The sequence below is a fragment of the Saccharothrix sp. DSM 118769 genome (assembly GCF_052936295.1).
The window spans coordinates 3058024-3069266 of the sequence record NZ_CP193627.1 but is presented as its reverse complement, the minus strand read 5'-3'; the positions used below and the strand labels follow the sequence as shown (position 1 = coordinate 3069266).

Genomic DNA, 11243 nt, shown 5'->3' with positions numbered 1-11243 from the left:
TCACCTCCCGGTGGCCCCCCTACGGTCGGCCTCCGCGACACCGTTCCCCCTGCGGAAGGCCCCCATGTCCGACGACCGCATGTCCGACGACCGCACCACGCCGTTGACCCCGGCACGAGGCCGGACGCGGTGGTCGCGGTTCACCGTCGTGCTCGCCACGAGCACCGGCCTCGCCGCGGGGCTGGTCACCGCCACCGCCACCGCGGCCGTCCCCACCGCCTTCGCCTTCTCCGGCGAGAACTTCAAGTTCTCCGCCAAGCGCGTGGAGGGCGACGGCTTCGCCCAGTTCGTCGGCGTCGGCGAGGACCAGGACGCGGTGGTGGTCACCAGCATCGGGTCCGCCCGGGTCGAGGACCTGTGCTTCTCCGCCCTGGTCCCGAGCCTCGTCGGGGAGGTGACGATCGTCGCCAGGGCGGGTGGCGACGAGGCGGTCGAGGCGAGCGACCTTGTGCTCAACCTCTCCGACATGCACTCCGACGCGACGCTCACCAACCTGGTGCTGGGAACGGACGCCGGGAAGGTCGACCGGGGCGCGCGCGGCGTCACCGGGAGGGACGGCGACTACGCCCACCAGGCGGACGCGATCGTCATCGACGACCTCAGGTCGAGGTCCGGCACCACGACCGCGGGCGTCTTCAAGCTCACCGGCCTGCACATCACCGCGGTGCCCGGACGCCAGGAGTGCTTCTGATGGTCGCGCGGTTCACCCGGTGGCGCGGCGAGCGCCCGTTCTGGGCGGGGCTGCTCGCGGTGCTCGCCGGGGTGGAGGTCCTGCTCGTCCCCGTCACCGGCTACCGGTTCCTGCTCGTCCAGGGCATCGGCGGGATCGGCTCGGTGCTCGTCGCCGCGGGCCTGGTGGGCGGCGGTGTCGCGCTGTGGCGGCGGCCCGCGCGCAGCGTCGCCATCGGTGTGGCGGTGATTGCCCTCGGGTTCGTCGCCTACGTCGTGGCGAACCTCGGCGGGTTCCTCGTCGGGACGGCGCTGGCCCTCGTCGCCGGTTCCCTCGCGACGGCGTGGCGCGCGGGCCGACCGGCGTGATCGGCCGCCTGTCCGCGGTGGTCCTCGTGCTCGGCGCCACCGCGGTGTGGCCCGTGCGGGAGAGCTGGCCCGCGGTGGGGTCGTCGGCGCCGGTCGACGTGGCGCACGGGTCCCTCCGCGCCCGCACCGCGGTCGCGCACGACGTCCGCTACGAACAGGGCTCCGAGGTCGTGCTGCGCATGGGATCGCTGGAACTGCTCGACGCCGAGCTGGTCCCGCGGCCGGGTGTGGTCATCCGCGTCGGGAACTCGCGCTTCTCCGGGACCGTGGTGCTGGAGGCGAGGTCCGTGTCGGGCAGGCTGTTCGGCCGGGTGCCGATCACCCTGGCCGCGAACGCTCTCCCGCTGTCGCTGCCCGCGCCGTCGGTCACGTTGACCGACGTCGTGGCCGAGGACGTGCGGCTCGACGCGTCGACCGCGACGGTGAGCCGCTTCGCCCTCGAACGGCAGCGCTAGCCGGAGGCGTGCCGCCGGCTCGTCCCGCGGAGTCCCGCGAAGTCCCGTGGGGTCACGCGAACGGGCGGCCCATCCACCAGTTGCCCGGGGCGTCCGGGTCGGTGCTGGACCAGAACTCCACGCACGCGCGGGTGAACTCCTCGGCGGTGAGGTGACCGTCGTCGTCGGTGTCGAGGTGCGCGAACGCCTCGGCCACCTCGGCCTCGGTCAAGCCGGGGAAGTGCCCCCGCAGGAACGCCGCGTACTCGACCGGGCTCACCCGGCCGTCGACATCGGTGTCGGCGATGGACAGGAACGCCTCGGCGAGCGCGCCGACGCCGGCCCGCGCGCCCTCCGGGTCGTCGGACAGCGACCCGGTGGAGCCGACGAACTGCTCGCGCGAGATGGCGACGCCCCCATCGGGGATGTGCGGCAGGTGCAGGTCGTGCCAGATCCGCAGGTAGGCGTCGACGATGCGCTGCTCCTGCGGGGAGCCGGGGGCGTGCCCGAGGGCTTCGGCGGTGCGGCGCCCCATCAGGACGTGGTCCTGTTCGGTCAGCAGCCCGTCGCCGTCCACGTCCAGGTGCGAGAAGCCGTGTTCGATCTTGGCCTTGAGCAGGTCGTTCACCGGCACTGGACGCTCCCCGCGTGATCGGTCGAGGCGGACGGCACACAGGATGCCGCCGTCCGGAGTCAGCGGACAAGGTCCGAAAGGGTGCCCGCGTTACCCGATGGGTTGACCCATCGGGGCCCTGTTCGGCGGGGTTGCCCCGCCGCAGCTCCACCTTTCACACTAATATTAACCCGAACGGGTCATTCAGTTGCTCCGAACGTCACGTCGGTGTCACCCGCAGCGATGCTGCCACTGAAGGTGGTGACACGCCACCGGGTGGAACGGCGCGTCGCCTCACGGCCTGCGAAGGGGCGGGCAGGTGAGGTGCGCGAGGGTGGGAGGAGCGGGATGGACTCCGATGAGCTGGCTCGCGTGGTGGCGCGGGTGGTGCGGCGTTGTCAACAGGCGGGGATGTCGCGGTTCGAGGCCGAGGACTGCGTGCACGACGCGGTGCTGACCCTGCTGACCCTGCTGGCCCGCGACCGGGCGGACGCGGGTAGGGACGGGACCGGGGGCGTGGAGTCGCTCGACCGGTGGTTGGGGGTGGTCGCCCGCCACAGGTCGGTCGACCGGGTCCGGCGGGCACAACGGGAGCAGGGCGCCCTCGCGCGGCTGCGGGCCGCCACCCCGCCCCCGGTGGACCCCGACGAGGTGGTCGTCGACCGGGCACTGGCCGCCTGGCTGGTCCAGGCGTTGGACGACCTGCCGCCCACCACGCGGCAGGTGTGCCGGTCGATCGCCGCCGGTGCCACCACCGGGCAGACCGCCGCCGAGTTGGGACTGACCACCCGTGCGGTGCAGTCCCACCTCACCCGGGCCCGTCGCCTGCTGCGCCACCTCGCCGCCGGGGCCACCGCCGCGGTGGCCGGCACCGTCCTGCGCTGGGTTCGCCAGAGCACCGCGGCGGCGGCGGCCACCGCACCCGTCGCCCTGACCGCCGTCGCGATCAGCGTCACCCCGCTGCCCCACCACGGCCCGGTAGCCGATCCACCGCCCGTCGCGGTCCACGCCCCGCCCGTCACGGTCCACGCCCCGCCCGGCACGACGACCGCACCGCCCGCGATACCCGGTCCCACGCCCACGGCCACCCCGCCCGGGGCGGCGGAGCAGTCCCGAACCAGCCCGCCGACCCGCGACCGGGCCACCGCGCCCGGCCCGGAACCCGAGACCACTCAGGACACTGCCGCGCCGCGCGCCCGGGAGAACACGACCCCGCAGCCCGGAACCACCCCACCCACCCCTTCCGCGCTCGCCGAGGCACGTTCCTCCACGCCGACCGACACCGCCGCACCCGTACCCACGTCCCCGGTCGGCCCACGGCCGCCGATCGGCGCACGGTCACCGATCGGCACCGACGTCCCGGACGCGCGATGGCCGGGCACACCCCGACAGGAGTCCCGAACGCCCGACGCACCCGCGGCGCCGCACCGGGACGGCATCGTCGCCCCTTCGCGGGAACCCGCAGTGGGCGGCGCCGGATCGACTACCCGGCACGAGACCGGACAGCGGAGGTGGTGAAAAACCCTTCCCCTTCGGCCGGTGCCGCCCGGAGGCGCAGCGCCGCTCCGACGTTCTGCGCGTGGGAGGAGGACTCGCGCAGGGCGACGTCGTCACCGCGGGAGGCGGCCGGACGACAGCACCGATGCCCGCGGCGGAACCGCCCGCGGGCATCTGGCACGACAGCACGACGTGATCGTGCCGGGGCGCAGCCGCGCCTACGTGTACATGGTCAACAGGTTCGTTTGCCCTTCGAAGACGCGGCCGGCGATGTAGAGGTTGCCCTGGGAGTCGAGCACCGCGATGGTTCTCTTCTGGTCACCGTGGTAGGTGGTGAAGATGACTTTGTCCCCCTGCTGATCGGTGGAGTGGTTGGTGTTGACCGAGAGCTCGATGCTCAACGGCGAACTGATGACCACGTCCTTCTCCGCAGGCGCGGATTGCGTCGGCGTGTTGAACTCCTTGTTCGGTTGCAGGCTGATCCGGCCGTGCGTGTCCCCTTCCGCCCAGTCCGTCGCTTCTCCGAGGTCGATGTCCGCCATCACGATGTCCTTCCGTTTCCGGGAAACCTTGTTCGGAACTCCGGAGCAGGTGACTTCCCACCCGCACGGCACGTGCCGGCGCCGTGGTCGCCGGTTCGACCACTCGCCTCTCCTCGCCCGCGGGCCCGGCCGGTCCGCCGTGAACGCCCCGAGCCACGAACCAGGTGTGACCAGCCTCAACCGCGAACCCACCCCTCCTGGCCCTCGACCGGGGATCGGGGCGAGATGTCACGGCGTTGCACCACGATCTCGCCGGACCACAATTATTTCGGCGTCGGCCGTCGACCGGCCGGAATGAACCGCCGGATGGCGGAGGACGCTGGGACCGATGGCGCAGCGCCTTCTGCGCGAATGCGAGATGACCACCCGAGTGCGTACGACATCGAGTGCGCCGACGTCAGACATTGGACACGCCTCTCGGACGACAACTCCGGAAGCCGCCGTGAACAGCGGCTTCGAGGTCGGGTGGGCTCCAGTGCATATCTACCGCAAAACCGCAGAGTGCCGCAACCCGTTCGCGATTACGTGATCGATCACCCCGTAAAACCGAGCAGGACTTCGCCGTCAACCGCGTCACCCGAGTCGTCCATCCCAGCGGGGACGGCGTCACTCGTATGCACTATTCGCCGGCCGGAGCACCGCCGTTCCCCTTGGTCGGTGGGAAGCTTCGAGTGCCGGCGCATCCGCGCCGCAGCGGCACCTGCGGCCGAGTGGCCGCGGAGCTGACGTCCGCCTGGCCACTGCCTGCCGCCGTACCCGCACCGCCGGCCCGACCCAGCCACCCTCGCACTCCACCTCAACACCGGGGTGTGAAACCCGGACGCGTCAAGCGTCGTCGTCGTTCGCACTCGTTTTGTTCATGTTCGTGAATGATCTGCGATTGGCCGGAAAGATGCACAGCGCGCAGTCTTGACCGCTCGCTCTCGGTGATGCGACCTGATGTCCGGTTGACGAATTGTCAATCCGCAAGCGTCGTACCTGCATGATCGAAACGGAACCGGCCGTTCATGAATGTGAATGTTGTTGCCAGTCCCGAAAAGTTGCGCAATGCTCTCTGGGAGCGTTCCCAGAGCCTGTGATCACCGCTGATCCCGCCAGTTGGCGGTGGGCACGCTGATGCGGAACCGATGTCCAGGAGTGCTGTTCGCAAGGAGGCGACGCATGAGTCTGCGCATGGGCGAGCGGGTGAGGAGTCGGACCACCGGTATTGCCGCGACCATGTCGGTGGCGGCTTTGACCGGGGGCCTGGTGATGGCGGTCGGCACGAATGCCAATGCGGCGGTCGGGTGCCGGGTGGACTACAGCGTGACCACTCAGTGGCAGGGTGGTTTCAGCGCCAACGTGACCGTGACCAACCTGGGTGACGCGCTGTCGGGGTGGACGCTGGAGTGGGCGTTCCCCGCGGGTCAGCAGGTCACGCAGCTGTGGGGCGGTGAATTCACCCAGTCCGGTGGTGCGGTGACGGTCCGCAATGCCGGCTACAACGGTTCGCTGGGCACGGGCGCCTCGGTCACGCCGGGCTTCAACGGATCGTGGACGAGCTCCAACCCGGCCCCGTCGTCGTTCACGCTCAACGGCGTGGTGTGCACCGGTTCACCCACCGGCACCAGCACCTCGACCTCGACCACCACCCGGACCACGACGACGACCACGACCACGACGTCGCAGCAGCCGGGTGGCGGTGACGGCAGCGGCCCGTGGCCCACCGACACCGGCAGCGTGCACCAGACGACCACGCGGAACGTGGGCACGTACTTCAACGGTGGGATGAAGAAGTACTACGGCATCGGCGACGGCGGTCAGGGCGAGAGCCAGGACCCGATGTTCGTGGTGGCCAACGGCGGCACGATCGAGAACCTGTTCATCGACGCGCCGGCCGGTGACGGCATCCACTGCGAGGGGTCCTGCACCATCCGCAACGTCTGGTGGAACGACGTGGGCGAGGACGCGGCGACGTTCAAGTCCTCCAGCTCCTCGGCGACCTACCTGGTCGACGGCGGCGGCGCGAAGTCGGCGTCGGACAAGGTGTTCCAGCACAACGGCGCGGGCACGGTGACGATCCGGAACTTCCAGGTGCACAACGCGGGCAAGCTGTACCGGGCGTGCGGCAACTGCTCGACGTCCTACCAGCGGCACGTGGTCATGGACGGCGTCACGGCGCGGTCGACCAAGGTGCTGGCGGGCATCAACACGAACTGGGGCGACACCGCCCGCTTCTCCCGCATCACCGTCTACGGCAGCGCGGTGATCTGCGAGAAGTACCAGGGCGTGCCGAAGGGCTCCGAGCCGAAGAAGATCGGCGAGGGCGCGGACGGCAGGAACTGCTTCTACTCGCCGTCCGACATCACCCAGCGGTAGTCGGCCCGCGGGGCGACCCGACAGCGGCATCGCTTCATCGATCGAAGGAGATCCGTGAAACGCATGACGATGCTCCGCGCGCGCTTCGCCGGAGCGGTCACCGCGGTGGTGGCGGTGGTGGGCGGCGGGGTGCCGGCGGCCACGGCCCCCGCACCCGCCGGCTTCGCGCTCAACAGCGCCACCTGCACCGGTGACACCACGACGACCGACACGACCGGCACCACGGGCGGTGGGGGGTGGCCGGCCACCCCCGACGGGTTCGCGGGCGCGGCGGGCACCACCGGCGGCGCGGGCGGCACCACGGTCACCGTCACCGACCAGGCGGGCCTGGAGCGCTACGCCGCGGCGGCCGAGCCGTACGTGATCCGGGTGGACCGGGCCATCACCATCACCCCGCTGGGCAGGGAGGTCCCGGTCGCCTCGAACAAGACCGTGGTGGGCGTCGGCACGCGCGGGGAGGTCGTGGGCGGCGGCTTCAGGCTCAACGCCGGCACGGGCAACGTCATCATCCGCAACCTGACCATCCGCGACACCCGCGTCGCCTCCGACGACCCGGACGACAAGGACTTCGACCACGACGGTGTCCAGATGGACACCGCCGACCGGATCTGGATCGACCACAACCGCATCGTGCGCATGAACGACGGCCTCGTCGACAGCCGCAAGGACACCACGAACCTCACCGTGTCGTGGAACGTCCTCGCCGAGGGCAACAAGTCCTTCGGCATCGGCTGGACCGACAACGTCACCGCCCGCACGACCATCCACCACAACTGGATCCACGACACCAACAGCCGCAACCCCAGCACCGACAACGTGGCCCACGCCCACCTCTACAACAACCACCTGCAGGACGTGCGCGGCTACGGCAACTACTCGCGCGGGAAAACCAGGATGGTGCTGGAGAACAGCTACTTCGACAACGTCCGCGACCCCTACTACAAGGACGCCACCGCCGAGCTGCGCCAGAGCGGCAGCATCGTGGTCGGCTCCACCGGCAAGCAGCAGACCGGGGGCGCCGCCTTCACCCCGTCGGACTTCTACCCCTACACCCTGGACGAGGCGGCCGACGTGCCCGCCCTCCTGCGCACCTGCGCGGGTCCCCAACCCGACATCGGCAACTGACACCCGTCGCGGTGACCGGACGCCCGGGACACGTTCCGCGTTCCTCCCCCTGCTCACAAGGAGTCGATGCATGAACCCACGCATGGTCAGGCGCACGACCCGGTCGGCCCGCTGGGGCACGGCCCTGGCCGCCGCCGCGTCCGCCGCAGCCGTGTCGGCGTTGATGGTGGCCGCCGGTGGCACGAGCGCCGGGGCCGCGGCGGGCTGTCGGGTGGACTACACCGTGACCAACCAGTGGCAGGGTGGTTTCGGCGCCACCGTGACGGTGACCAACCTGGGTGACGCGCTGTCGGGGTGGACGCTGGAGTGGGCGTTCCCCGCCGGTCAGCGGGTCACGCAGCTGTGGGGTGGCGAGTTCTCCCAGTCCGGCAGCGCGGTGGCGGTGCGCAACGCGCCCTGGAACGGCTCGCTGGGCACGGGCGCGTCGGTGACGCCGGGCTTCAACGGCTCGTGGACCGGCTCCAACCCCGTCCCGACCTCGTTCACGCTCAACGGCGTCGCCTGCACCGGCGTGCCCACCGACACCTCCACGTCGACCACGACGTCGACCACCACCAGCACGACGACGTCCACCAGCACAACGACCACCACGACCACGACCACCACGACGAACCCGCCCGCGGGCACGCTGTACGCGGCGCCCAACGGCCGCGACAGCGCGACCGGCGCCCAGGACGACCCCACCACGCTCACCTCCGCCATCACCCGCGTCGCCCAGGGCGGGACGATCTTCCTGCGTGGCGGGAACTACGCGTTCTCGCAGACCGTCACCATCCCGCAGGGCAACAACGGCACCTCCGGCGCCCTCAAGAAGCTCTACGCGCAGCCGGGCGAGACGCCGGTGCTGAACTTCTCGGCGCAGGCCGAGGACCCGGCCAACCGGGGCCTGGCCGTGAACGGCAACTACTGGCACGTGCGCGGGATCGTGGTCGAGCGCGCCGGTGACAACGGCATCTTCGTGGGCGGCAGCAACAACGTCTTCGAGCGCACGATCACGCGCTTCAACCGCGACACCGGTCTGCAACTGTCGCGGATGCTGTCCACCACGCCGAAGGACCAGTGGCCGGCCAACAACCTGATCCTCAGCGCCGAGTCGCACGACAACGCCGACTCGGACGGCGAGGACGCCGACGGCTTCGCCGCGAAGCTCACGTCCGGCCCCGGCAACGTCTTCCGCTACGCCGTGGCGCACAACAACATCGACGACGGCTGGGACCTCTACACCAAGACCGACACCGGTGCGATCGGCGCGGTGACGATCGAGGACTCGCTGGCGTACAAGAACGGCACGCTGAGCAACGGCGGCCAGGCGGGCAACGGCGACCGCAACGGCTACAAGCTCGGCGGCGAGGACATCGGCGTGAACCACGTCATCCGCCGCAACATCGCCTACGACAACGGCAAGCACGGCTTCACCTACAACCGCAACCTCGGCACCATGACGATCTCGAACAACCTCAGCATCGACAACGACGAGCGCAACTACACGTTCGACGGCGGGACGTCGGTGTTCCGCGACAACACCTCGTGCCGCAGCGGCAGCGGGGCGAACGACCGCGTCGTCGGCAACTCCGACGCGTCGAACCAGTTCTGGTCCGGGACGAACGGCTCCCGGTGCGCGTCCTACTCCGGCGCGTTGGGCTGGTCCTACGCCGCGGACGGCCGCCTCGCCGTCACCCTCGGCGGCAAGCCCGTGACGCCGTAGCCCCCGCTGCGAGCGGTGTCGCGGGACGGACCACCGGAGCCGGGCGGGTACGACGTCGTACCCGCCCGGTGCGCACGCGGGCTCGTCGAGCACGACGGTCCACCTACGGCGCAGGACGGTGGAGTCGTGAGATCGTGCGACTCGCGCAGGGTCCCCGGGCGGACCGCCGCTCGCGTCCACTGCCTTTGCACGGCGTCGGCCAGTGCGGCGATCGCCGACCACCCGGTTCCCGTCGTCGGTAGGGTCTCCCGGCACCACCGACCTCGACGTTGGGAGAACCGTGCCAGGGACGTCCCCGTTACCGCCGCTGTCCGGCGACGACGACAACGCACGCCGCCGCAGGCCGAGGGACGGCGCGCGAGGCGGGAAGCACCCCCTCGGCACGTTCACCACGCTGGCCCGGGTCCTGTGGGTGCTCTCGGCCATGGGGGTCGTCATCCGGTCGGGGGTGACCCTGTTCACGCCGACCTTGCAGTTCGCGTGCTTCTCCACCGTGAACAACGGCCCGTTCACCGTGCAGGACACCGAGGACGACTACCTCCAGGCCGGTGTGTTGGTCGACATCGACAGCCAGCGCTTCTGCTTCGAGCAGCTCTCCGGCGGGGCCAGGGGCCTCGTGCTGGCGGAGCAACTGCCGGGCGCGCTCGGCTACACCATCCTGTTCTTCCTGCTCAAAAGACTGCTCGACCACGCCACCGACCACGGCTTCCTCGTCGCGTCCACGGCCTCGCGGCTGCGCGTGTTCGGCCTGTACCTGCTGATCGCCCTGCCCGCGCTCGCCCTGGTGGAGTCCCTCGCCCGGCTGCTCCTGCTGCGTCGCGCCCTGACGGACACGGCCGTCGGCCGTTCCGGGTCCGACTGGTACAACGTCCTGGCCGACTGGCGGTACCCGTGGTGGACGGTGCTCGTCGGAGTCGGGGTGCTGGCCCTGTCGAAGCTGGTGCGGGACAGCGCGGCGACAAGGGAAGTTCCGAACACGATCGGGTGATTCTGGCGCCGTCACCCGGGCCTGTCCGGTCCACCCCGTCCGCAGAGCCGGGTCAGAAGCCGCCGCTGTCGTTGTCGTACGCATCGCGGATGCGCTGCTGGTGCAGTTCGTACTCGGTCCGGTAGTTCCAGCTGACCCGCAGCAGCGCCCGCCGGTCCGGGTCCAGCAGGCCGGTCGCCGGGTGCGGCGGCAACCCGGCGCAGTGCTCCCGGAACAGTTCCGGCGGGTCGGGGAAGGCGTGGTTGACGAGCCGGCTCAGCAGCGCGGTGAACAGCACCCCGAGCAGCAGGGTCAGGCCCAGCCCGCCGGCGATCCCGCCCGGCGGGCGGTGCCCGCCGGAGAACAGCAGCAGGGCCGCGTAGAAGAAGCCGAGCAGCCACGTGACGATCAGGGCGGCGGTCGCCGCGCGGTCCGGCACGGGACGCATCCACCTGGCGTGCCGGGCGTCCTGCTCCCGCAGGAACGTCTCGCACCGCTCGCGCAGCTCGGGGTCGCGGCGCAGTTCCGACAGGGCGACCGGCCGGCCGGCGCGGGCGACGGCGTCCAGCCACGCGGCCGGGACCGGGTGGGCGGGCGCGTGCCGCGGGTCCCGGCCGCGCTCCGTCACCGTCATCATGCCCTCGGCGTCGAGGGTGATCAGGTCGTCGAGCAGGAGGGTCGCGACGGCGTCGTCGTCGATCGCACTGGTGTGGGCCCACCGCACGGCGAGCGCGTGGAACGGGTCGATCTCCAGCCCGGGGAGCGCCGCGCGCACCTCACGCTCCGCCGGTTTCGGCCGCCGGCTCAGCACGGCCAACGCCGCGTACAGCACCGCCGCGACCGCCGTCACCACACCCGCCGGCACCAGGCTCGACACGCGTCGATGATCGCAGGCCGGCACTGCTCGCGGAATGGAGTTCCCGACAGTCCGGAGTCCTTGTTCCCCACCGCGGACCGGGGGCGG

The 11243-nt window shown here is 71.0% G+C and carries 11 protein-coding genes; 8 read left to right on the top strand and 3 right to left on the bottom strand.

The annotated features are described in order from the left end of the window. Window positions 1-64: 64 nt before the first annotated feature. From ACRAKJ_RS13990 to ACRAKJ_RS13980, 3 genes are read left to right on the top strand one after another with little or no spacing between them, the layout of a single operon-like run. Entirely contained in the window at window positions 65-691 is a 627-nt protein-coding gene (locus ACRAKJ_RS13990; protein WP_438920834.1) for a DUF6230 family protein, read from the top strand. After that, on the top strand, window positions 691-1038 hold the full coding sequence (locus ACRAKJ_RS13985) for a DUF6114 domain-containing protein (RefSeq protein WP_438920833.1): 348 nt from the start codon (window positions 691-693) through the stop codon (window positions 1036-1038). Before ACRAKJ_RS13990 ends, ACRAKJ_RS13985 begins: the two co-directional genes overlap by 1 nt. Continuing rightward, window positions 1014-1493, top strand: coding sequence for a hypothetical protein (locus ACRAKJ_RS13980; RefSeq protein ID WP_438920832.1), 480 nt, complete (start codon window positions 1014-1016; stop codon window positions 1491-1493). Before ACRAKJ_RS13985 ends, ACRAKJ_RS13980 begins: the two co-directional genes overlap by 25 nt. A 52-nt stretch (window positions 1494-1545) precedes the next feature. Here the strand turns inward: ACRAKJ_RS13980 and ACRAKJ_RS13975 are convergent, their stop codons facing one another. Next, on the bottom strand, window positions 1546-2106 hold the full coding sequence (locus ACRAKJ_RS13975; RefSeq protein ID WP_438920831.1) for an EF-hand domain-containing protein: 561 nt from the start codon (window positions 2104-2106) through the stop codon (window positions 1546-1548). A gap of 327 nt (window positions 2107-2433) precedes the next feature. Here ACRAKJ_RS13975 and ACRAKJ_RS13970 point away from each other — a divergent pair, with 327 nt between their 5' ends. Next, window positions 2434-3603 carry a sigma-70 family RNA polymerase sigma factor gene (locus tag ACRAKJ_RS13970; protein WP_438920830.1) on the top strand — a complete coding sequence of 390 codons (1170 nt, stop codon included), beginning with the start codon at window positions 2434-2436 and terminating at the stop codon, window positions 3601-3603. Window positions 3604-3800: 197 nt separating this feature from the next. Here ACRAKJ_RS13970 and ACRAKJ_RS13965 read toward each other — a convergent pair whose 3' ends face one another. Beyond that, complete coding sequence (locus ACRAKJ_RS13965) at window positions 3801-4124, bottom strand: DUF6342 family protein (protein WP_438920829.1); 324 nt, start codon at window positions 4122-4124, stop codon at window positions 3801-3803. A 1161-nt stretch (window positions 4125-5285) separates the two neighbouring features. Here ACRAKJ_RS13965 and ACRAKJ_RS13960 point away from each other — a divergent pair. From ACRAKJ_RS13960 to ACRAKJ_RS13945, 4 genes are all read left to right on the top strand, one after another. Then, entirely contained in the window at window positions 5286-6482 is a 1197-nt protein-coding gene (locus ACRAKJ_RS13960; RefSeq protein ID WP_438920828.1) for a pectate lyase, read from the top strand. A 63-nt stretch (window positions 6483-6545) separates the two neighbouring features. Continuing rightward, window positions 6546-7607: a pectate lyase family protein gene (locus tag ACRAKJ_RS13955; protein WP_447008967.1), complete on the top strand. Its 1062-nt coding sequence runs from the start codon at window positions 6546-6548 to the stop codon at window positions 7605-7607. 70 nt (window positions 7608-7677) lie between these two features. Then, the gene (locus ACRAKJ_RS13950) at window positions 7678-9312 is read left to right on the top strand and encodes a cellulose-binding domain-containing protein (protein ID WP_447008966.1); all 1635 of its coding nucleotides are present in this window, start codon (window positions 7678-7680) and stop codon (window positions 9310-9312) included. A gap of 280 nt (window positions 9313-9592) precedes the next feature. Then, window positions 9593-10300, top strand: a complete 708-nt coding sequence (locus tag ACRAKJ_RS13945) for a hypothetical protein (protein ID WP_438925201.1) — start codon at window positions 9593-9595, stop codon at window positions 10298-10300. Window positions 10301-10352: 52 nt separating this feature from the next. On the opposite strand, the gene ACRAKJ_RS13940 is transcribed toward ACRAKJ_RS13945, so the two are convergent. Then, window positions 10353-11156 carry a hypothetical protein gene (locus ACRAKJ_RS13940; RefSeq protein WP_438925200.1) on the bottom strand — a complete coding sequence of 268 codons (804 nt, stop codon included), beginning with the start codon at window positions 11154-11156 and terminating at the stop codon, window positions 10353-10355. Window positions 11157-11243: the final 87 nt, after the last annotated feature.

Coding starts and splice junctions, on each gene's coding strand:
- ACRAKJ_RS13990 (WP_438920834.1), top strand. CDS start 65: ATGTCCGACGACCGCATGTCCGACGACCGCACCACGCCGTTGACCCCG.
- ACRAKJ_RS13985 (WP_438920833.1), top strand. CDS start 691: ATGGTCGCGCGGTTCACCCGGTGGCGCGGCGAGCGCCCGTTCTGGGCG.
- ACRAKJ_RS13970 (WP_438920830.1), top strand. CDS start 2,434: ATGGACTCCGATGAGCTGGCTCGCGTGGTGGCGCGGGTGGTGCGGCGT.
- ACRAKJ_RS13965 (WP_438920829.1), bottom strand. CDS start 4,124: ATGGCGGACATCGACCTCGGAGAAGCGACGGACTGGGCGGAAGGGGAC.
- ACRAKJ_RS13960 (WP_438920828.1), top strand. CDS start 5,286: ATGAGTCTGCGCATGGGCGAGCGGGTGAGGAGTCGGACCACCGGTATT.
- ACRAKJ_RS13955 (WP_447008967.1), top strand. CDS start 6,546: ATGACGATGCTCCGCGCGCGCTTCGCCGGAGCGGTCACCGCGGTGGTG.
- ACRAKJ_RS13950 (WP_447008966.1), top strand. CDS start 7,678: ATGAACCCACGCATGGTCAGGCGCACGACCCGGTCGGCCCGCTGGGGC.